Annotated in this window: 16 protein-coding genes; 8 read left to right on the forward strand and 8 right to left on the reverse strand. The window is 64.5% G+C overall.

The window, feature by feature from the left end; genetic code table 11:
- Positions 1 to 54: 54 nt before the first annotated feature.
- Together C8348_RS16775 and C8348_RS16780 are read right to left on the reverse strand one after the other, a co-directional pair.
- The gene (locus C8348_RS16775) at positions 55 to 1,035 is read right to left on the reverse strand and encodes a hypothetical protein (protein WP_106754523.1); all 981 of its coding nucleotides are present in this window, start codon (positions 1,033 to 1,035) and stop codon (positions 55 to 57) included.
- Between the two features lie 126 nt (positions 1,036 to 1,161).
- Positions 1,162 to 1,620: a GNAT family N-acetyltransferase gene (locus tag C8348_RS16780; protein WP_106754524.1), complete on the reverse strand. Its 459-nt coding sequence runs from the start codon at positions 1,618 to 1,620 to the stop codon at positions 1,162 to 1,164.
- A gap of 262 nt (positions 1,621 to 1,882) precedes the next feature.
- On the opposite strand from C8348_RS16780, the gene yddG reads away from it, so the two are divergent.
- The 3 genes from yddG (at position 1,883) to C8348_RS16795 (ending at position 4,002) form a co-directional block, all read left to right on the forward strand.
- The gene (gene yddG, locus C8348_RS16785) at positions 1,883 to 2,776 is read left to right on the forward strand and encodes an aromatic amino acid exporter YddG (RefSeq protein ID WP_106754577.1); all 894 of its coding nucleotides are present in this window, start codon (positions 1,883 to 1,885) and stop codon (positions 2,774 to 2,776) included.
- A gap of 104 nt (positions 2,777 to 2,880) precedes the next feature.
- Entirely contained in the window at positions 2,881 to 3,765 is an 885-nt protein-coding gene (locus tag C8348_RS16790) for an HpcH/HpaI aldolase/citrate lyase family protein (protein ID WP_106754525.1), read from the forward strand.
- 33 nt (positions 3,766 to 3,798) lie between these two features.
- Positions 3,799 to 4,002, forward strand: coding sequence for a DUF1737 domain-containing protein (locus tag C8348_RS16795; RefSeq protein ID WP_106754526.1), 204 nt, complete (start codon positions 3,799 to 3,801; stop codon positions 4,000 to 4,002).
- Between the two features lie 49 nt (positions 4,003 to 4,051).
- Here C8348_RS16795 and C8348_RS16800 read toward each other — a convergent pair whose 3' ends face one another.
- The 5 genes from C8348_RS16800 to C8348_RS16820 all read right to left on the reverse strand — a co-directional run bounded on the left by C8348_RS16800 (position 4,052) and on the right by C8348_RS16820 (position 10,384).
- Positions 4,052 to 5,104 carry an ATP-dependent carboxylate-amine ligase gene (locus C8348_RS16800; protein ID WP_106754527.1) on the reverse strand — a complete coding sequence of 351 codons (1,053 nt, stop codon included), beginning with the start codon at positions 5,102 to 5,104 and terminating at the stop codon, positions 4,052 to 4,054.
- 23 nt (positions 5,105 to 5,127) lie between these two features.
- Positions 5,128 to 5,871 carry a LolA family protein gene (locus C8348_RS16805; protein WP_208983798.1) on the reverse strand — a complete coding sequence of 248 codons (744 nt, stop codon included), beginning with the start codon at positions 5,869 to 5,871 and terminating at the stop codon, positions 5,128 to 5,130.
- Positions 5,872 to 5,947: 76 nt separating this feature from the next.
- Positions 5,948 to 8,836 carry an FtsK/SpoIIIE family DNA translocase gene (locus C8348_RS16810; protein ID WP_106754528.1) on the reverse strand — a complete coding sequence of 963 codons (2,889 nt, stop codon included), beginning with the start codon at positions 8,834 to 8,836 and terminating at the stop codon, positions 5,948 to 5,950.
- Positions 8,833 to 10,068, reverse strand: coding sequence for an aminotransferase class I/II-fold pyridoxal phosphate-dependent enzyme (locus tag C8348_RS16815; RefSeq protein WP_106754529.1), 1,236 nt, complete (start codon positions 10,066 to 10,068; stop codon positions 8,833 to 8,835). The genes C8348_RS16810 and C8348_RS16815 overlap by 4 nt, the downstream gene beginning before the upstream one ends.
- A gap of 94 nt (positions 10,069 to 10,162) precedes the next feature.
- Complete coding sequence (locus C8348_RS16820; protein WP_244294042.1) at positions 10,163 to 10,384, reverse strand: DUF1674 domain-containing protein; 222 nt, start codon at positions 10,382 to 10,384, stop codon at positions 10,163 to 10,165.
- A 248-nt stretch (positions 10,385 to 10,632) separates the two neighbouring features.
- On the opposite strand from C8348_RS16820, the gene htpX reads away from it, so the two are divergent.
- The 5 genes from htpX (at position 10,633) to C8348_RS16845 (ending at position 19,175) form a co-directional block, all read left to right on the forward strand.
- A complete protein-coding gene (gene htpX / locus C8348_RS16825; RefSeq protein WP_106754531.1) occupies positions 10,633 to 11,646 on the forward strand; it encodes a zinc metalloprotease HtpX in 1,014 nt (337 codons plus the stop codon).
- Between the two features lie 271 nt (positions 11,647 to 11,917).
- Positions 11,918 to 13,300, forward strand: a complete 1,383-nt coding sequence (rsmB, locus tag C8348_RS16830) for a 16S rRNA (cytosine(967)-C(5))-methyltransferase RsmB (protein ID WP_106754579.1) — start codon at positions 11,918 to 11,920, stop codon at positions 13,298 to 13,300.
- A gap of 131 nt (positions 13,301 to 13,431) precedes the next feature.
- On the forward strand, positions 13,432 to 15,186 hold the full coding sequence (locus C8348_RS16835; protein ID WP_106754532.1) for a heparinase II/III family protein: 1,755 nt from the start codon (positions 13,432 to 13,434) through the stop codon (positions 15,184 to 15,186).
- A gap of 93 nt (positions 15,187 to 15,279) precedes the next feature.
- Positions 15,280 to 16,896 (forward strand): bifunctional phosphoribosylaminoimidazolecarboxamide formyltransferase/IMP cyclohydrolase, encoded by a 1,617-nt coding sequence (gene purH / locus C8348_RS16840; protein WP_106754533.1) that lies wholly within the window; start codon positions 15,280 to 15,282, stop codon positions 16,894 to 16,896.
- A 176-nt stretch (positions 16,897 to 17,072) separates the two neighbouring features.
- The gene (locus C8348_RS16845) at positions 17,073 to 19,175 is read left to right on the forward strand and encodes a methyl-accepting chemotaxis protein (RefSeq protein WP_106754534.1); all 2,103 of its coding nucleotides are present in this window, start codon (positions 17,073 to 17,075) and stop codon (positions 19,173 to 19,175) included.
- A gap of 63 nt (positions 19,176 to 19,238) precedes the next feature.
- On the opposite strand, the gene C8348_RS16850 is transcribed toward C8348_RS16845, so the two are convergent.
- Positions 19,239 to 20,597: an MFS transporter gene (locus tag C8348_RS16850; protein WP_106754535.1), complete on the reverse strand. Its 1,359-nt coding sequence runs from the start codon at positions 20,595 to 20,597 to the stop codon at positions 19,239 to 19,241.
- Positions 20,598 to 20,650: the final 53 nt, after the last annotated feature.

A 20,650-nucleotide genomic window follows, 5' to 3' on the forward strand; every position in this document is an offset into this window, starting at 1 on the left:
AATCTTTACGTTGCGTAAAGGCGCTTTGTCTGGCCGCGTTCCGTTCTGACCCGCTCACATCGCTGTTCGCTCACGCGTTGTTCCGCCAAGTCCGGACCAGGACATGGCCTTGACTTTCAGGTCGCCGAAGCGGCTGGACAGGCCGTCCAGCTTGGCTTCCCAGACCGGATCCGGTGTCTGGCCGGCGGTCACCTTGAAATAGACCTGCATCATGCAGGTGATTGCCAGCGGTTCGAGCACGGCTGCCTTGACGGCCCAGGCGAACAGGAGGGCGAAGACGATTCCGCCGGCGCTCCACCCACCGGGCAACAGATAGGCAACGGCTGCAGCGGGGGCCAGCATGACGAGGAAGATGACAAAGGCAAACAGATAGACCAGCACTGCGACAAAGGCGGCGTTTTTCATCATTACCTTGGCGTTCTGGCCATAGAGCACCAGAGCGTCGCGGGCAGAGGCATAGGGATTGTCCGAGCGGGTGCGGATCGCATGCGCAAGGATCACCTCGTCGATGAAGCCGACGGCGACATTGAGAAAGGCGCGCAACAGCCGCGTGATCGTGTCCAGTCCGGGAATGGGCAGCAGGGAAAGGACGCCCTGCATCAGTCCGGTGATGGCACCGATAACGCCCTTGATCAGCTGGTCGATGCCAAACAGTACGCTTGCCTCGACAAAGCGTTCGCGGACGACGCTTGCGCCATAGGCAATCTGGCCCTGTCCATTCGGCAAGGGCCGGCCATCCATCAATTCGACAAGCACGGCGATATGACCGGCCTTCACCGTATAAAGCAGGTATTCGCGCAGCAGGTAAATCACGCCGGCAGTGGCGCCAAAGCCGATAATGCCGCCCCAGGCCGCATATCCCGCCTGTTCATCCGGCCCCGCGAAAGCACCTACGCCATAGCCGATGCCCGCCCCTGTGCCCGTGACCAGTACGTAGGCGACGGCGATGGCGAAATACACGACAACGCGGAAGAGAACATAGGGCGCCGTGCGCACCATCAGGCCAAGTGCCGTTCCAAAACTGAAATCCCACATCAAAATAACTCCCGCCCAACAAAGCCTGCAGCCTGTCGGGGACGGTAGTGGGAATTCAATGCCGAAACTGTGACTGTGATCACGGCCCGGACGCTGTTGCCGTCCAGACCGTGGGGCCGTTTCCGGTCAGCCGCCGACGCGGTCGATGCGAATGATGTAGCTCTTGTAGTCGTCCGGCTCGGCGATGCGCTCATAGAGGGCCAGCGCCGGTGCGTTCTTGCCCGGGACCATCCAGCGCAGCTGCAGCCAGCCGCGGCTCTGGCCCTCGGTCACCAGGGTCTCGATCATCTTGCGGGCAATGCCCTTCTGGCGCGACTGGGGCCGGACATAGATGTGGTCCATCTGACCTGCGCGCAGACCGGTGATCAGCTCGGGCAGATCGAAGAACACGGCAAAGCCGACCAGTTCCCCGTCCTCGAAGGCACCGATCACTTCGGCGCTGCGGTCGCCCAGGATCTTTTCCGCATAGAACTGGTCAGGACGGCGCGGCGCGCCGCGCTTCAGAGCCTGCGCGTTTTCCGCGATCAGCGGGGCGAGATGAAGGGCGTCGTCAGGGCCAAGCGCCTTGATGTCGAGCTTGCTCAATTGGATCTCCGCGAAGCAATCAGTCCGTTACACGGGATGCACCATGTCCAAAAAACCGGCGTCCGACAAGCACATCCTTGCGCGGCAAACCGACCGGGGGAGTGCAGGCCGGATTGTGCTCCTAAGGGACCGCAAGGCGATGCCGCATCACGGCTTGCCGGCCAGCAGCCGTTGCGGCACAAAGACGGGAGCATTTCCTTACCGCATTGTCGCCGGCAGTTCTGCCAGCCGGCGCTGCGGCCTCATCCCGGATCACGAGCTGATGTCTGGCCAGTCCCCCAACGCCACCCGCACCCGTGCCACGCTGATCGGGATGACGGCCATCCTCATGTGGGCGACGCTTGGCGTCTTCGGCGCGGGCTCGGGCGCGGTGCCGCCGTTCCTGCTCAATGCGCTCTGCTTCGGCCTGTCCGGGCTGCTGGCGCTCGCCTGGCTCGCCACCCGGGGCGAACTCCCGGTGCTGGCACAGCCGCTGCGCGTCTGGGCCTTTGGCACCATCGGCCTGTTCGGCTTCCACTTCTTCTATTTCACGGCCATCCGCAACGCGCCGCCGGTCGATGCCAATCTGATCAACTACACCTGGCCACTGCTGATCGTCGTGTTCTCCGCGCTGCTGCCGGGGGAGAGGCTGAAGGCGCATCATGTTGCCGGGACAGTTCTCGGGCTGGCCGGAGCCGCGCTACTTGTCACGCGCGGCGGTGCTGTGTCCTTCGATCCGGCCTATGCGCTTGGCTATGCCGCCGCGGTCGCCTCCGCCCTGTTCTGGTCAACCTATTCCGTGCTGTCACGCAGGCTCGGTGAGGTTCCGACCGGCGCGGTGGCAGGTTTCTGCCTGATGACGGCGGTTCTGTCGCTCGCCTGCCATCTGGCGCTGGAGGAGACTGTCTGGCCGTCCGGCGTGATCCAGTGGGGCAGCGTCGTCGCTCTCGGCCTGTTTCCGGTGGGCCTTGCCTTTTTCACCTGGGATGTCGGGGTGAAGAAGGGGGACATCCAGGTGCTGGGGGCAGCCGCCTATTCGGCCCCGCTCCTGTCCACCCTGCTGCTGATCGCTTTCGGCTTCGGGGCCTTCACCATCACTGTCGCGCTGGCCTGCCTGCTGATCACCATTGGCGCGGTGATTGCGGCCAAGGACATGATCCTGCGCAAGGCGGCCTGATCACTCACGTTGGCCCTTTGGCCTGATCCTAAAGACGAGTGGAAAATCAGGGCGGCGGCCACTAGCCTTGCCGCACTGCACCCAACGCCTGCAAGGATCCTGTGATGAGCCAGACATTCCGCCCGCGCCGCTCTGCCCTTTACATGCCCGGCTCCAATGCCCGTGCGTTGGAAAAGGCCCGGACGCTCGACGTCGACTGCCTGATTCTCGATCTGGAGGATGCCGTTGCCCCCGATGCCAAGGACATCGCCCGGCAGCAGATCGTCGAGGCTGTGACGGCCGGTGGCTATGGCTCGCGCGAGGTGGTGATCCGGGTCAATGGGCTCGATACGCCCTGGGGCGAGGCCGACATTGCAGCAGCCGTGACCGCAAGACCGGATGCCATCCTGATCCCGAAGGTCAACAGCCTCGCCGATCTGGAACGCGTCGCGCACAGGCTGGCGCTGGCCGGAGCGCCGCAGTCGCTGAAGCTCTGGGCGATGATGGAGACGCCGCAGGCCATGCTCGATGCAGCCTCGATTGCCTCCGCCGGACGCGATCCGAACGTGCGGCTGTCCTGCTTCGTCATGGGCACCAATGATCTGGCCAAGGAAACCCGCGCCCGCCTCGTCAAGGGCCGGAGCGTGATGCTGCCCTGGCTGATGACCTGCGTTGCCGCCGCCCGCACAGGGGGCATCGATATCCTCGACGGCGTCTACAACGACTTCAACGATCTGGACGGGTTCGCAGCCGAATGCGCGCAGGGCGCGGAGATGGGCATGGACGGCAAGACGCTGGTCCATCCCAAGCAGGTGGACGCCTGCCATGCCGCCTTCAGCCCGTCGGAGACCGAGATTGCCTGGGCGCGGCGCATCAACGATGCCTTCGCCTTGCCGGAAAACGCGGACAAGGGTGCAATCCAGATCGACGGGAAGATGGTGGAGCGGTTACATGCCGACATGGGCCGGCGTGTGCTGGCGATTGCCGAGGCGATCGCTGACCGAGGATAACCGGCGTTAACGCCTCATGAGGAACCGCAAGACATGAAACTTTACCGCTTCATCACCGGCCCCGATGACAGCCAGTTCTGCCACCGCGTCACCCAGGCGCTGAACAAGGGCTGGGAACTCGCCGGTGCACCGCAGCTGACCTATGACGCCACGCGCGGCCTCACCATCTGCGGCCAGGCCGTCACCAAGGAAGTCCCGGGCGACTATTCCCCCGACATCAAGCTCGGCGACTACTGACACGAGTGCCCCGGCGCTGCAGGGTCAAAGTGGCTCTTTGCCGGGGCTTTCACATTCCGTTTTGCAGGTCACGGGCAATCGCCTGGAATACCTTCTCGTAGATTGTCTCCACCTTTGCGGCCTCCGCAGTGCCGATCCGGTGAAAATGGCTGAGACCCGGTGCCGCATTCAGTTCGAGAATGCGGTAGCCTTCGGGTGAGGCAATATCCGGGGCAATCAGGTCGAGGCCATAGAAGCGCAGGCCGATGGCCCGTCCCGCCTGCGCAGCAATCGACGTCAGCTCCGGCGCGATCCTGTCACTCACATCGACAGCCGTCCCGCCGGACGAGAGGTTTGAATTCGGCAGCAATGGCACGATTTGCCCCGTCGCCGGAACATGGTCCAGCGCCAGTCCGCAGGCGGCCAGATGGGCCAGGATGCGGGGATCCTCGGCGCTGATCTTGCGGCCCTTGCCGTCAGACGCAAAGTCATGGGTCGCGTCATTGATCAGGGTCGCAAGGGTCCTTGTGCCGTCCCCGGTGACACGGAAAGGCCAGCGCTCGAAGACGGCGAGGCACTCGCCGTCGAGCATCAGGATCCGGTAGTCACGCCCCTTTGCCTCTTCCTGCACCAGCAGCCGGTCATAGGCATCGCCGAGATGCCTGAGCGCGTCGACGAACTGGTCTTGTGTCGCCGCACGCAGCACACCGCGTCCCTCGGATTCCTCATTGGGTTTGACGAAGACGGGAAAGCCCACGCGCCCGGCAAAGGCAAGCGCGGCGTCTTCCCCAGCGAGCCGCTCGGCCACGCCCGGGTTCTTCATGCGGATGTCTGCAACGAACCGCGGGCTGGCGATCAGCAGTGTCGCCGGCACGCTCAGGCCTGCCCGGGCCAGAAAGTCGGCGCTGTAGCCCTTGTCACGGGCAATGGCTGCAGCGCCTGCGCTGTTCAGGTCGAAGCCGGCTCCCTTGAAGAAATGCCGGCGGCCGCTCCGCGCTTCGACATAGCCGGCATAGCCATACTCGGGCTCGGCCACGAGATGCAGGCCCTCAACGGCGCAGAAGCGGCGCAGCAGTTTTAGCGCCAGCGGTTCGCGGCGGCTCGTGGCGGGCTCGTCGGTCATGGCGGACGGTACGGCCCGTGAACTTAGTGGGCGCTGTTCTGGCGCGCATTGGCCAGATAGTCGATGACGAACAGCTTCGGGTTCGACGGACCGTTGGCGGTGATGTTGTAGATTGCCACGGAGGTGTCCTGACCTTGTGCGTCGGTCACGGTCCACTGCTTCAGGTCGAAGGTCTGTGCGTCGAAGATCAGCGTCAGCTTGCCGGAGTTGAAGGTTGTGCGATCCTCGACCACCACGGTCACGAGGTCGCTTTCAACCACCACGCCGACGACGCTGGTGTCCTTGGTGAGGTCCGTCTTTTCTGCCAGCAGGAAGCGCAGCGGTGTTTCGCTGAGCGGCCAGATGTCCTGGGTGTTGAGCTTGCGGTCCTTCACCGAAACGGACTTGCCGTCGGCGATGATGTCGAGCTGGGCCGGCGGGTTATAGTAGAACCGGATCTTGCCCGGACGCTCGAGGTAGAACTTGCCTTCCACCTGGTCACCTTCGGGGCCGAACTGCACGAAGTCGCCGTGCATCGTCTTCACCGAGTTGAAATAAGTGTTGATCTCGCTGAGCGTCTCCTGTTCGGCCGGCGAAAGCCGGCCAGCGGGGGTGCCCGAGGCGCTGAGCGGCAGTGGGGCCAGACCGGTTGCAAGCATGAGGGTCAGGCCGGCGACGAAGCTGGCGATGCGGCCAGTCGGGCGGCAGCGCAGGCGGGGCGAACGGGAAAACGTCATGGTCTGGCGCGGCTCCATTTCGGGGTCGGTGACATGGGCTTCAGTTGCCATGCCCTCGTGCTCCATCGCATCTCATGTAGAACCTGCTTGTGGCAAGGTTGCGGCAGGGGTCAAGCCCCTGGCCCGCTCAATAATCCTCATCCACGCCGTTCTTGACCAGCAGTTCGCGCTTGCCGGCGTGGTTGGCGGCGCTGATCAGGCCTTCCTTCTCCATGCGCTCGATCAGCGAGGCAGCCCGGTTGTAGCCAATGCCAAGCCGGCGCTGGACATAGGACGTCGAGACTTTCTTGTCGCGCAGGACGACAGCCACCGCCTTGTCATAGAGGTCGTTGCTCTCGTCCCCGCTCGACACGGCGTCATAGGGGCTCTCGGACAGGTCCTCTTCCTCGGTCACTGCCTCAAGATACTGCGGCGAGCCCTGAAGCTTCAGGTGCGCCACGATATGCTCGACTTCCTCGTCGGCGACGAAGGGGCCGTGCACACGCTGGATGCGGCCACCGCCGGCCATGTAGAGCATGTCGCCCATGCCAAGGAGTTGTTCGGCCCCCTGCTCGCCAAGGATGGTGCGGCTGTCGATCTTCGACGTCACCTGGAACGAGATACGCGTCGGGAAGTTCGCCTTGATCGTGCCGGTGATCACGTCCACCGAGGGACGCTGCGTTGCCATGATGATGTGGATGCCGGCGGCGCGGGCCATCTGGGCCAGGCGCTGGATCGCGCCTTCGATGTCCTTGCCGGCGACCATCATCAGGTCGGCCATTTCGTCGACGATGACCACGATGAAGGGCATCGGCTCCAGCGGCAGATCCTCTTCCTCGTAGATCGGCTGGCCGGTCTCACGGTCGAATCCGGTCTGGACGGTGCGGGAGAAGCTCTCGCCCTTTTCCAGCGCCTGCTTCACGCGCATGTTGTAGCCGTCGATGTTGCGAACGCCCATCTTCGACATTTTCTTGTAGCGTTCCTCCATCTCGCGCACGGTCCATTTGAGCGCGACGACGGCCTTCTTCGGGTCTGTCACCACAGGTGTCAGCAGATGCGGAATGCCGTCATAGATGGAGAGTTCCAGCATTTTCGGGTCGATCATGATCATCTTGCACTGGTCCGGCGTCAGCCGGTACAGCAGCGACAGGATCATGGTGTTGATCGACACCGACTTGCCCGAGCCGGTGGTACCGGCCACGAGCAGATGCGGCATGCGGGCAAGGTCGGCAATGACGCTCTCGCCATTGATCGTCTTGCCGAGCGCCAGCGCCAGCTTGGCCTTCGACTTCTCGAAGTCCTGCGCGGCCAGAAGTTCACGCAGATACACCGTCTCGCGCTTCTGGTTCGGCAGTTCGATACCGATGGCGTTCTTGCCGGGAATGACGGCGACACGTGCGGAAATGGCACTCATCGAGCGCGCAATGTCGTCGGCGAGGCCAATGACACGGGATGACTTGATGCCCGGAGCCGGCTCCAGCTCATAGAGCGTCACGACCGGGCCTGGGCGCACCTCGATGATCTCGCCGCGCACGCCGAAATCCTCCAGAACGCCTTCGAGAATACGGGCATTCTGTTCCAGCGCATCGGCGGACAGGCCCGGCGTCTTGCCGGTCGGCTTGGGTTCGGCCAGGAGCCGCAGTGGGGGAAGCTCGTAGACTTCCGGGGCGCTGAGCAGGGAAGCTTGCGATTCCTGCTGCAGCCGGCGTCCGGGCTGCGGTTTTGCCGCCGGCGGCACGACACGGGCAGCCGGCCCGCGCGAGGCCGGGGCAGCGGGACCGGCGATGCCAACCGGACGGGGCAGGGGAGCCCGGTCGAGCGGCGCGCGGTCATTCTGCGCGCGGATGTCACGGCCATGCGCCAGCCGTGCATCCGCCTCGTCTTCATCATCGAGGTCAAACGGCACGTCGTCATATCCGGCGTCGCGGTCGTCGTCCGCGTCAAACCCATCCTCTGCAAAAGCATCGGCTTCATAGGCGTCTTCGTCGTCCAGGGCCGGTGCGTTGCGGCCAGTGCCACCGATGCGTAGCCCGGTGACAGATGCCCGATCGAGATTGTACTCGGTCTTGCGCCGGCCGGTCTCGGCCGGATAAAGCTCGTCCAGGCCGTCATCCTCGTCGCCGGGCAGCAGCCGTCCGACGAGGCCACGTCCAAGCCCGCTGATCCCGCGCCGGCGCGGAGCGTCATCATAGGCCTCGATGTCGTCGTCTTCATCGTACCTGTCAGTCATGTCGCGATGGCTGCGGCTGGCTGGCCGGCCCCGGCCGGTCATACGCTGCCATGTCGACTGGATCTGCAAGCGCCAGTGGCCTGCCGCGCCCATCAGGGCCGAGAAGCGCGATGTATCGTGCTCGTCGTCCTCGTCCTCATCGTCGAACAGCTGCTGCTGCACCGGCATGCGCTTGCCCTTGGCCGGAATCGGCAGTGGGTCATCCTCGACCTTGGCCTTGCCGAACCAGCCGCCAGCGGCAATCAGCAGGAACACTGCCGGCAGGCCAAGCCCGATGGAGCCGATGATCATCGCCGTGCCGGGGGCCATGTTCTGGGTCAGCTTCTGCGGCAGATAATGCATGGCATCACCCAGGAATCCGCCAAGACCGGTCGGCAGCGGCCAGGTCTCCGGCACCGGCAGGGCAGCAACCGCACCGGCTGCCAGCAGTGTCCCGGTGAACCAGAACAGGATGCGCCGCCCGGCAATCCGCATCGGTTTGCCGGCCAGGAGACGCCAGCCCCACAGGACGACCGGCACCAGGAAGACAGCGGTGGCCAGCCCGATGGACTGCATCAGCAGGTCCGACAGGATTGCACCTGGTGTGCCCAGGGCATTGCGCACCGGCTCGCTGGTCGCATGGTTGAGGCTTGGATCCGTCACTGACCAGGTGGCGAGTGCGGCAGCAAGGGCTGCGGCCAGGCCAATCACACACAGGCCGGCAAGGCCCACCAGATTGCGCCGGATGAAGCGCTTCAGCGGGCTCTCAGTATCAAGCATATGGGCGGCGCCGCGTCCGGAGCCGCGCGTTGCAGTGGCGCGTCTCATGCGTTGTCTCCCAGCCACTTGGCAAGCCTTTCCATCGCCTCGCGTGTCAGGCCAACCGGCGCGCACAAGCTGATGCGGATATAGCGGTCACCCGGGTTGCTGCCGTCGGGTCCCGACATGGCCAGATAGGCGCCCGGAATGACTTTCAGGCCCGCCTCGCTCCACAAGCGTTGGGTGACGGCGATGCCGGAGCCCCAGCGGGAGACGTCCAGCCAGAGGAAAAAACCGCCCTCCGGCGTGACCGGACCCAGGACCGGGTTCAGCAGCGCTTCGGCAATGGCATATTTCTCGTTGTAAAGCCGCCGGTTCTCGATCACATGCGCTTCGTCCGCATAGGCGCGCACGGCCACTGCCTGGGCCGGCATCGGCACTTGCGGCGCGGCAAGGCCGCGGAACTTCACCCAGCGGCTGAGGAAGTCCGGATCGCCAGCGGCAAAGCCGCAGCGCAGGCCGGCGAGGTTCGACCGCTTCGACAGGGAGTTGAGGGCGATCACCCGCCCGTATCCCTCACCCATCGCATGGGCGGCCTCCAGCACGCCGGGGGGCGGCGTTTCGCGGTAGATTTCCGAATAGCACTCGTCGGCAAAAATGAAGAAGGCGTGTTTGCGCGCCAGGCGAATGAGCTGCTGCCAGTAGGCAAGGCTTGCGACCGCGCCCTGCGGATTGGCCGGCGAGGCGACATAAAACGCAATGGTCCGGTCCAGAAGCTCTGGCGACAGCTTGTCCAGATCCGGCAGGAACCCGGTTGCTGCGTCGCTGTCGAGCAGCACCGCCTCGGCGCCGGCGATATGGGCTGCTGCTGCATAGGTCTGGTAGAATGGGTTTGGCAGGATGACGGCCGGGCGGGCGACGTCCTTGGCCAGTTGATCCCGTGCGGCAATGGCACCGAAAGACAATCCCTCGCGCGAGCCGTTCAGTGGCAGCACGCCCTTGTCCTTGTCGATCGTGTTGCCAAGGCCGTAGCGCCGGTCGAGCCAGCTGGCGATGGCCGCGCGGAACACCGGCGTGCCTTCGATGGGCGGATAGCGGCGGAAGTCACCGAGATTTTCCATCAGGACCTCGGCGGTGAACAGCGGCAGCGCATGCTGCGGCTCGCCGATGGTCAGGATGATAGGGTCTGCACCCGGGCGTGTGTCGCCGAGCAGCGCGGCAAGACGCTGAAAAGGATTGGCGTCGGGCAGGGCCTGGACCTTGGCCTGGCTGTTGGCCCCGGCAGCTTCATTGGACGTCATCGCGCGTTCCGGACAAATCATGAGTCAATCGCCCGACCCTAGCCCGCCGTTGGTAAAGCTCTCATTAACCAACGGCGGGCAGTCCGGCTTCGGCTCAGAAATCCACGGTCAATCCCTTGATTTCCCAATCTGCGTAGCGTGTCGGCTCAAGGCCGCCGCGCCCGGAAACCTCAGCCTCCAGGGCCTTCTGGCGGGCATCGATCTCGGCACGGCGGGCTTCGGCTTCCTTCAGGGCGCGCTGGGCGGCTGGCGGCAGGTCCTCGAATCGCCGGCGCGGCTCTGGCTCCGCTTCCGCCTCGGCGGCCGGCACCCGCAAAGTGCGCTCCGGAAACGCCAGGACCACCGCGCCCTCCTGTGCCACCGCCGTGCCGGCAGCGGTCTCTTCGCCGTGGTGATGGTCCTCTTCGTGCATCGTCTTTACTCCCGAACTGTCCTGCGGCGGCGGTAGGGTCGCCGCCGACGGGAAATGGCTGTCCACTTGCGGTGGCGGATCCGTCTCCCCATCATATAGGCAGGTCCGCCCTCCTGAAAACCTGCGGACGCCTGTCAAGGGAGCTTGCGTCGATGAACTATTTCCGCACAGCCATGCTCCTGGCCGCGCTGACGGCGCTCTTCATGGGCGTCGGTTTTCTCATCGGCGGCCAGAGCGGCATGATGATTGCCCTGGTGATTGCTGCGGGCATGAACCTCTTCAGCTACTGGAACTCCGACAAGATGGTGCTGTCCATGCACCACGCTCAGGAAGTCGACGAGCGCTCGGCGCCGGAGCTGTTCCATATGGTTCGCCAGCTGGCCGCCAATGCCCAGCTGCCGATGCCGAAGGTTTACATCATCAACAATCCGCAGCCGAACGCCTTTGCCACCGGGCGCAACCCGCAGAATGCCGCCGTCGCGGCAACCACCGGCCTGCTCGAGACACTGACGCGCGAGGAAGTTGCCGGCGTGATGGCGCATGAACTGGCGCATATCAAGAACCACGACACGCTGATCATGACGATCACGGCGACGATTGCCGGCGCCATCTCGATGCTCGGCAACTTCGCCTTTTTCTTCGGTGGCAACCGGGAGAATAACAATCCGCTCGGCTTTATCGGTGTGCTGGTCGCCATGATTGTCGCACCGCTTGCGGCGATGCTGGTGCAAATGGCGATTTCCCGCACCCGGGAATATTCCGCTGACCGGCTTGGCGCGGAGATCTGCGGCCAGCCGATGTGGCTGGCCTCCGCTCTGGCCAAAATCGCCGGCGGCGTCGAACATATCCACAATCCGGACGCTGAACGCAGCCCGGCCACGGCGCATATGTTCATTATCAATCCCCTGTCGGGCGAACGGATGGACAATCTTTTCTCCACCCATCCGGATACCGGCAACCGCATCGCCGCCTTGCGCAAGCTGCAGCAGGAGATGGGACAGACGGGTTCGGCTTCCCTGGATTCAGGGGCTCCGGCTCGTGTCGGCGGGTATACGGCCGGTCCGTCATCCGCTCGCCCCGCCGCCCGTGCCACCGGTCCCTGGGGCGGCTCCGGGTCGCGGGGCAGTGGCTCCGGCACGCCGCCGCGCAAGGGTCCCTGGGGTTAAGGTGGGGCTGAGACGGGGCCAGAAGCTCAGGCTGAGCGCACCATCAAAAACCCCGGCTGCAGCACGCAGGCCCTTGTGGGTCACCGATTGTGCTGTCATCAAGGGGCTTGATTGATCTTCCGTCAAAGGTAAATGACGGTTAACACTTGAGTGACGACGCCGCGAACTGGAGACGGTTCGCGGCGTTCTGACTCGTTCAGCCGCCAAAGAATGAGACCGCGCCTTGACCGACACTCCGCAGAAACCGCCGCGCCGCCGCCCGTCATCCGATATGGGGGCAACACGCACGCCGGTTCGAGGCCCTGCGAAAGGTGCTGCCAAGGGCCCGGGGCCAGGTGCCCCTGTTCCTGGCATGGCGGCGCGCCGCACGGCTGTCGATGTGCTCGGTAATATCGTTCACAAGCACCGTCCCCTTGATCTGGAGCTGGACCCGTCCGGCGGCCATCCCGGCTTCCGGGCGCTGGAGCCAAAGGACCGGAGCCTCGTCCGTGCTATTCTTGGCGCGGCATTGCGCCGGCGCAGCCAGATCGAATCGATCCTGCAGAAACTGCTCGACCGTCCTGTTCCCGAAAAGTCCGGCCGCGTGATGGACATCCTGCATGTGGCCGCTGCGCAAATGCTGTTCCTTGATATTCCCGATCGCGCCGCTGTCTCGCTGGCCGTTGACATGGCCTCTGCCGACAAGCGCGCCCGGCTCTACAAGGGGCTCGTCAACGGCGTCCTGCGCCGGCTCGGGCGCGAAAAGGACACGCTGCTGGCTGAGCCCGTGGCCGGTGCCGCCGGCCTGCCGCTGTGGCTCGCCACCCGCTGGACCGAGACCTATGGCGAGGCTCGTCTCGGCCAGATCCTCGCTGCCCAGGCGAGCGAACCGGCGCTGGATCTCAGCGTCAAGGCCGATGCTGCCGGCTGGGCCGAGCGGCTGGGCGGCCGGGTTGTCGCCGCCGGCTCGGTGCGTCTGCAGCGCAAGGGCGCTGTCGACGAGTTCGACGGCTTTGATGAAGGTGGCTGGTGGGTTCAGGACGCCGCCGCCGCCTTGCCGGCGCGGCTCCTTGGTGACCTGGCGGGCAAGCGTGTCATTGACCTGTGTGCAGCGCCGGGCGGCAAGACGGCCCAGCTGGCAGCTGCCGGGGCTGATGTGACGGCTCTCGACATTTCCGAGAAGCGGCTTGGCCGGGTGCGCGAGAACCTCACCCGTCTTGGCCTGTCGGCGGAGGTCGTGGCGGCGGACATTCGTGCCTACACGCCCGAGATGCCTTTCGACGCGATCCTGCTCGACGCTCCCTGCAGCGCCACCGGCACTATGCGCCGTCATCCCGATGTGGCCTGGACCAAGCGTCCCTCCGACATTGTCACCCTGGCTGCTCTCCAGGCCGAGCTGCTGCGCCGGTCCGCCGGCTGGCTGAAGCCGGGCGGGGTAATCGTCTTCTGCACCTGCTCTATGGAACCGGAGGAAGGCGAACTGCAGATCGCTTCATTCCTCGCCGAGGTGCCCGGCTATGAACTGGTGCCGGTCCTGCCAGAGGAAATCGGCGGCCTGGCCGAATGCATTACACCGGTGGGCTATCTTCGCACGCTACCTTGTCATTTTGGCGGTGGCGAGGCGCCGGATGGCGGTCTGGACGGCTTTTTTGCCGCCCGTTTGCGGCGCCTTTAACGGCCCCGTAACCGTTCATCCGCGCAATTGGAAAACACGGCGCTAACCCTAACAAAACGTTACGTCCCAGAACATCACGAGGACATACCCATTTCCAGTCGGCAACGGCGCATCAAGGGCAGGAGCCCGGCATGGCCCTGAAGACGGTCGGCGAACAGGGGCGCATCTGGCGCCTGCTGGCGCACCATCTCTGGCAGACCAGCCTGCGATGGCTGCACGGTGGACCTTTGTTCCGCCTGCAGCCCTTCGCGGGAGCGCCCACGCGTTTGCTCATCGCACCCCAGGATCTGCGCACGGCGGACCAGACCAACGCCATGGATATCTATGGTGGCCGGTTCCTGTTCGGCGGCCAGGTCGTGGAGGCGCGCGGTCGGTCTCCCTTCGAACTGAAGGGTGAGGATCCGGGCTGGCAGCGCGATCTGCACAGTTTCGGCTGGCTGCGTGACCTGCGGGCCGCCGAAAGCCGTGTTGCCCGGCAGAACGCCCGCGCGCTGGTCGATGACTGGATCAAGCATTGCGGCCGCTGGCATGAAATCGGCTGGGAACAGCCTGTTGTTGCGCGGCGTGTCCTGTCCTGGCTGGCGCAGTCGCCGCTGGTGCTGGAAGAGGGCGACGCCGAGTTCTATCGCCGGTTCCTGCGCTCGCTTGGCAGGCAGGTTCGTTTCCTGCGCCATACGCTGAATGAAACCCCGGACGGTGTCCCGCGCTTGCAGGCGGTGTTGGCGGTGGCGGCTGCCAGCGTTTCGATGGCCGGGCAGGGGCGCTTCGTGCGCCAGAGCCTGCGCCGCCTCGAGTATGAGTTGCAACGCCAGATCCTGCCGGATGGCGGCCATGTCTCGCGCAATCCGGGCGCTATCCTTGAAATCCTCACGGACCTTCTGCCGATCCGGCAGGCCTTTGTTACGCAAGGCCTCGAAACGCCGCCAGCCATGATGCAGGCGGTCGACCGGATGATGCCGATGGTCCGCTTCTTCCGCCATGCGGACGGGGCCTTCGCCCATTTCAATGGCATGGGCTCGACGCCGAATGATCTTGTGGCCACGATCCTTGCCTATGACGATGCACGCGGCGCGCCCCCCGGCAATGCGCCTCATGCCGGCTACCAGCGGCTGGCCGGCGGTGAGACTGTCGTGCTGATGGATACTGGCCTGCCGCCGCCCGTCCATCTGAGCGAGGCTGCGCATGCTGGGTGCCTGTCGCTGGAAATGTCCTCTGGCCGGAACCGGATCGTTGTCAATTGCGGTGTGTCCGGCCGCGCCGACGACGGCTGGAGACAGGTTGCCCGATCAACGGCGGCTCATTCGACCGCCGGTTTCGAAGACACGTCCTCCTGCCGTTTCCTGACCGACAAGCCGTTTGGCCGCTGGCTCGGGGCGCCGGTGATCTCCGGCCCGACCAGTGTCCCGGTTGAGCGGATGGAAGACGCCATGGGCACCCGCGTGACTGCCTCCCACAACGGTTACGCCGCGCGGTTTCATGTCTTGCATGAGCGAGATATCCGGCTTGCGTCGGATGGCTCTGTACTCGATGGACTTGACCTTTTCTCGACGTCCGGTGCCCTGAGCGAGCACGATCACTACACGGTTCGCTTCCATCTGCACCCGCTGGTCAAGGCCGAGCTCTTGCGTGGCGGCTCCGGTGTGGCGCTTGTCTGCGCTGACGGAGAGACCTGGGAATTCGATGCCAGCGGCGGCGAACTGGCGCTTGAGGAATCCGTCTATCTTTCGGATGTCCATGGACACCGGCGGACGCAGCAACTGGTCATTTATGGCCGTATCAGCCAGGCCAGCCAGGTCGCCTGGCAATTCCGCCGCACCGTCCTGCCCCGGCCACAGCGGCGGGTTCGCTGGTCTGACGAGGGGACAGCTGCGGTCGCAGAGGAGTGATGCGTCGGGCACAGCCCTTGCGTCCTTCCGTTCCGTCCGCATTCGTGTTAGGGGCTCGGCCACTTTTCAACCTCAGTTCCGCGAGGCAAGGCCATGGCCGTGGTGTCCAAGGGGGTTCCCGTTCCCCCGCTCGTTTCCGTCAAGCGCGCGCTTCTTTCCGTCTCCGACAAGACCGGACTGCTGCAATTCGCCAAGGACCTTGCCGATCGCGGCGTGGAGCTGATCTCCACCGGCGGCACCCGCAAGACACTGGCCGATGCCGGCCTGCCGGTGAAGGACATTTCCGAAGTCACCGGCTTCCCGGAAATCATGGATGGTCGCGTGAAGACGCTGCATCCGATGGTGCATGGCGGCCTTCTTGCCATCCGCGATGATGCGGACCACACCGCTGCGATGCAGGCACACGGCATCGGCGGCATCGACCTGCTCTGCGTCAATCTCTATCCCTTCGAGGACACGGTCGCCTCCGGCGCCGACTACGCCACCGGCGTCGAGAACATCGACATCGGCGGCCCGGCCATGACCCGCGCTGCCGCCAAGAACCACGCTTACGTCACAGTGGTGGTCGATCCGGTTGACTATGCGGCCGTCATTGCGGCCCTGGACGAGAACAACGGCCAGTCGCCAATCGACCTGCGCAAGCGCCTGGCGCAGAAGGCCTTCGCCCGCACCGCCGCTTATGATGCCGCCGTGTCGAACTGGCTCGCTGCCCAGATCGGCAACGAGGCTCCGGACTACCGTGCCATGGGCGGCAAGCTCGCCGAAGTGATGCGCTACGGTGAAAACCCGCATCAGTCGGCCGGCTTCTACACCAATGGCGAACGCCGCTTCGGTGTGGCAACCGCGCGTCAGCTGCAGGGCAAGACCCTGTCCTACAACAACATCAACGACACCGATGCAGCCTTCGAGCTGGTCAGTGAATTTGATCCGGCGCGGACCAAGGCCGTCGCCATCATCAAGCACGCCAACCCCTGCGGCGTTGCCGAAGGCGCGTCGATCAAGGCGGCTTACGAGCTGGCGCTGCGCTGTGATCCGGTCTCGGCTTTCGGCGGCATTGTCGCGCTGAACGACATTCTGGATGCAGAAGCTGCCGAAGAGATCGTCAAGATCTTCACCGAGGTGATCATCGCCCCGGCCGCGACCGACGAGGCCGTGGAGATCGTGGCAAAGAAGAAGAACCTGCGTCTGCTGGTCACCGGCGGTCTGGCTGATCCGCGCGCTCCGGGCCTCGCTGTGAAGTCGGTCGCCGGCGGCCTGCTGGTTCAGTCCCGCGACAACGGCGTGGTCGACGACCTCGACCTGAAAGTCGTGACCAAGCGTGCCCCCAGTGCCCAGGAACTGGCTGACCTGAAGTTCGCCTTCCGCGTTGCCAAACACGTGAAGTCCAATGCCATCGTCTACGCCAGAGACGGGGCCACCGTCGGCGTTGGTGCCGGCCAGATGAGCCGGGTCGACAGCGCCCGCATTGCTGCCCGCAAGGCGCTCGATGCGACCGAGGCCGCTGGTCTCTCCAAGCCGCTGACCGAAGGCTGCGTTGTTGCTTCCGACGCATTCTTCCCCTTTGCCGATGGCCTGCTATCGGCAGCTGAAGCGGGTGCGACGGCGGTGATCCAGCCGGGTGGTTCGATGCGCGATGATGAAGTCATCGCTGCCGCAGATGCGGCCGGGCTTGCCATGGTGCTGACCGGGATGCGGCATTTCCGCCACTAGCGTGTATTTCTTTAGATAAAGCAATCCTAAGTTGTTTACCTTGAAGCTTCCGAAGTTGCAGTTCCTTGCGACTTCGGAAGCTTTTTTTAACAGTATCAGCGTTTACTTCTCTCAACTTGCAAGCCTGCCACCAGAAAAGTGACAGGGTCTTGTGCAGGGCGAGCTGGAGACGCGGAATGTTCAAAAATGCCAAAGTGACCACCAAGCTGGTCAGTGTCAGCGTTTCCGCGCTGGCTGCGGTTCTCGTGGTCGGCATCGGCTTCATTGGCTGGAAGGCCTCTGATGCCACCCAGACGCTGGCCATCGAACAGGCTGAAGCCGTCGCACGCGAACAGGCGGAATATGTCCGCCGTACAATGGAAAACGGTCTCTATGTCGCCCAGGGGCTTGCCAACAGCCTGAATGCATTGAAGCGCACTGGCTCGCCTGACCGCATCGCCTGGACCAATGTGGTCGAGGACGTTGCGACCCGCAACACGGAGCTATCGGGCGCCTGGGGCATGGTGACAGACAACCAGCTGGATGGCCGCGACGCTGATTTCGCCAATGCTGACAAGCATGACGAGGGCGGCGCCTGGCGTCCTTACTTTTACCGCTTGCCAGATGGCAAGATCGGCTACCGTCCGATCGCCGCTGTCTCGGCTACAAATCCCGACGACGCCTGGTTTTTTGATGCCTTTAATTCCGGCAAGGACCGTGTAACGGAGCCTTACAGCTGGGACGTCGAAGGCAAGAAGATCACCGGTGTTTCCTTCAGTGTGCCGTTGCGTGACGGCAACAAGGTCATCGGCGTTGTCGGAACGGACATCATTCTGACAGCTCTTGCAGACACTTTGGCACAACAGCGTCCGCTGGGCACTGGCAACGTCTCTTTGCTCTCCCAGGGAGGGGTGTGGGTCTCCAACGCAGATCCGGAAGCGCGTGGCAAGTCGATGTCCGAGGCGGCCGACGGCCAGCCCGCAGATGTTGTCAGCAAGGTGCTCGCTGCCGTGAAGGCCGCGCAGCCCCATTCCTACACCGCGTTTTCGTCTGCCGCCGGCGAAGAGGTCATGAACATTGTCGTCCCGGTGAAGATCGGCGAGACCGGATCGAGCCTGTCCGTGGTCGTCAGCGTGCCGACCGCAACGCTGAACGCTGCCTCGACCGAGATCATGTACACAATCATCGGGGTCGGCGTTGTCCTGCTGCTTGTGGTTGCCCTGTCCATTCAGTTGGTCGGCAATGCCATCGTCCGCCGTCCGCTCGAACGTGCCGTCAGCACGATCAACGCCTTGATCGAGCGCCGCTATGACACCCGTATCGCGGATACGGAGCGCGGTGACGAGATCGGCCAGATCAGCAAGGCGCTTGAGGTCTTCCGCGACAAGGCGCAGCAGGCCGAGCTTCTGGCCGCAGAACAGGACGAGCAGCAGCGGCAGCGCGTCGCCCGGGCCGAGACCATTCGCGGCGTGTCGCAGGACTTCGATGCCAAGATCTCCCGCCTGACCGAAACCGTATCGACTCTGGTCGGCGACCTGAATGCCGCGTCCGTTACCCTCACGCGCGGTGCGGACGACACCAGCTCCAAGAGCACCACTGTGGCCGCTGCCTCCGAAGAAGCCTCGTCCAACGTTGAGGCTGTTGCCTCGGCAGCGGAAGAACTGCTGGCCTCGGTCGGTGAGATCGGCCGCCAGATGGATCAGTCGAGCCAGATTGCGCAGCAGGCTGTTGCCCAGGCGCACCAGACCAACAGCAAGATCGAGGCGCTCGCCGGTGCGGCCAGCCGCATCAACGAGGTGGTCAGCCTGATCCAGGCGATTGCCGAGCAGACCAATCTCCTGGCGCTGAATGCGACCATCGAGGCGGCCCGCGCCGGTGAGGCCGGTCGCGGCTTTGCGGTCGTGGCGGCGGAAGTGAAGGAACTCGCCAACCAGACCGCCAAGGCGACGGAAGAAATCTCGACGCAGATCCAGTCGGTTCAGTCGGAGACCGATGGCGCGGTGATGGCCATCAAGGGCATCTCGGCCACCATCGAGCGGATGAACGAGATCTCCAGCGGCATTCAGACTTCCGTCGACCAGCAGGGCATTGCCACCCGCGAGATCGCCCGCAATATCCAGGAAGCCTCGAATGGCACCCAGGAAGTCGCGCGCAACATCGTCGCGGTTTCGGCGGCGGCGAATGACACGGGCGAGACAGCCCGCAAGGTCAGCTCCTCCGCAGCGGTCCTGCAGAAGGAGGCCGAACAGCTGCGCAACGAAGTTCAGGTGTTCCTCGCCAACGTCCGCCAGAGCGCCTGACCGCGGCACTGGCCCCTTGCAATTGACTTCGAAAGCTGGCGGTCTCCGCCGGCTTTCGCTGTTTCAGGGGTTGACCCTGACTCCGCTCAACACGAGTGCGCCGGCGGTGAAGAACACCAGGATCACCGCCATGCCTGCAGCCTGGCTGCCGGTGGCAGCGGTCACCAGAGCGACAGACAGCGGCGCCAGGAAACTCGTCACCTTGCCGGACAGGGCGAAGAGACCAAAATAGGCCCCGCCGCGTCCCGGGGGGCTGAGATGCACCAGCAGGCTGCGCGCGGACGCCTGCAGCGGGCCGGCCATGGCTCCGATCACCGCGCCAAGCCCCAGGAACATCAGGTTCGCAGCCGAGGCAAACAGAGCGCCAGCGGGTGCAGGTGTCACATCCAGGACAAACAGGATTGTGTCCCGGTCAATCGAGACTATGCCGAGGCCGCAGACGATGAGACCGCCGAGGGCGCCGAGAATCACGGGTTTCGCCCCGATCCTGTCGTCGAGCCAGCCGCCTATCAGCGCGCCCGCCGTACCGGTGATGGTCAGCAGGATGCCGAAACTGCCAATCTGGATCGTTCCCCAGCCCAGCACCCCGGCGGCATAGATGCCGCCAAAGGCAAACAGCGCGACGAGCCCGTCAGCGAAGATCATGTTGGCAATGAGAAAGCGGCCGACATTAGGCGCCCGCCGCACCTCCATCAGCGCTTGCCACAACCGGGCGCGGCCCTGCCGGATCGCGGCGGCATAGCCCATCCGGCGCGGCGCGTCCGGTGTGAACAGGAACAGCGGCAGCACGAAGACGACGAACCACAGCGCGGACAGCGGCCCAGAGGCCCGGTCGCCGGCGCGTGTCGTCGGGTCCAGTCCGAACAGCGGGTCAAATCCCAGCAGCGTGCGGCCGGTTTCCGGACTTGCCGCCAGAAATCCGAGCGTCAGGATCAGGCTGGCGAGGCCGCCGGCATAGCCCATCGCCCAGCCGGTGCCGGACAGGCGCCCAAGCCGGTCCTTTGAAACCAGATCTCCCATCATGGCATTGTTGAACAGCGTTGCGAATTCGATGGCGATGGTGCCGATGGCGAAGGCGGAAAGGGCAATGGCAATGGACCAGGGCTCGCCCGGAGCGGTGAACCACAGGGCAAGGCAGGCCGCCAGATAGGGCAGGGCAAAGGCCGCGATCCAGGGTTTGCGGGCGCCGCTTGCATCGGCAATCGAGCCCATCAAGGGTGCCAGGAGCGCGGTCACCAGGCCTGCTGTCGCCGTTGCATAGCCCCACAGCGTCTGTCCCTCCGCCGGTGTTGCCGCTAGGCTGGCGGCAAAGAACGGGGCAAAGACGAAGGTCGTCACCAGGGTAAAGAACGGCTGCGCGGCGCAGTCGAACAGCACCCAGCCGACAAGTCCGCGCCGTGTCGTTGGGTCCGTCTGTCTCATGCTTGATGTCAACACATCTGTCTCCGCGCGGCTGGTTCGATCCGGGCAGTGTG

It is taken from the genome of Pannonibacter carbonis (genome assembly GCF_003012935.1).
Classification (GTDB): domain Bacteria; phylum Pseudomonadota; class Alphaproteobacteria; order Rhizobiales; family Stappiaceae; genus Pannonibacter; species Pannonibacter carbonis.

What these genes read in the sequence shown, in the direction of transcription:
- C8348_RS16795 (WP_106754526.1), top strand. Translation starts at nt 3,799, where the DNA reads ATGAAACTTTACCGCTTCATCACCGGCCCCGATGACAGCCAGTTCTGC.
- C8348_RS16790 (WP_106754525.1), top strand. Translation starts at nt 2,881, where the DNA reads ATGAGCCAGACATTCCGCCCGCGCCGCTCTGCCCTTTACATGCCCGGC.
- C8348_RS16850 (WP_106754535.1), bottom strand. Translation starts at nt 20,597, where the DNA reads ATGAGACAGACGGACCCAACGACACGGCGCGGACTTGTCGGCTGGGTG.
- C8348_RS16775 (WP_106754523.1), bottom strand. Translation starts at nt 1,035, where the DNA reads ATGTGGGATTTCAGTTTTGGAACGGCACTTGGCCTGATGGTGCGCACG.
- C8348_RS16835 (WP_106754532.1), top strand. Translation starts at nt 13,432, where the DNA reads ATGGCCCTGAAGACGGTCGGCGAACAGGGGCGCATCTGGCGCCTGCTG.
- C8348_RS16845 (WP_106754534.1), top strand. Translation starts at nt 17,073, where the DNA reads ATGTTCAAAAATGCCAAAGTGACCACCAAGCTGGTCAGTGTCAGCGTT.
- rsmB (WP_106754579.1), top strand. Translation starts at nt 11,918, where the DNA reads ATGGGGGCAACACGCACGCCGGTTCGAGGCCCTGCGAAAGGTGCTGCC.
- C8348_RS16800 (WP_106754527.1), bottom strand. Translation starts at nt 5,104, where the DNA reads ATGACCGACGAGCCCGCCACGAGCCGCCGCGAACCGCTGGCGCTAAAA.
- C8348_RS16810 (WP_106754528.1), bottom strand. Translation starts at nt 8,836, where the DNA reads ATGAGACGCGCCACTGCAACGCGCGGCTCCGGACGCGGCGCCGCCCAT.
- C8348_RS16815 (WP_106754529.1), bottom strand. Translation starts at nt 10,068, where the DNA reads ATGACGTCCAATGAAGCTGCCGGGGCCAACAGCCAGGCCAAGGTCCAG.
- C8348_RS16805 (WP_208983798.1), bottom strand. Translation starts at nt 5,871, where the DNA reads ATGGCAACTGAAGCCCATGTCACCGACCCCGAAATGGAGCCGCGCCAG.
- htpX (WP_106754531.1), top strand. Translation starts at nt 10,633, where the DNA reads ATGAACTATTTCCGCACAGCCATGCTCCTGGCCGCGCTGACGGCGCTC.
- purH (WP_106754533.1), top strand. Translation starts at nt 15,280, where the DNA reads ATGGCCGTGGTGTCCAAGGGGGTTCCCGTTCCCCCGCTCGTTTCCGTC.
- yddG (WP_106754577.1), top strand. Translation starts at nt 1,883, where the DNA reads ATGTCTGGCCAGTCCCCCAACGCCACCCGCACCCGTGCCACGCTGATC.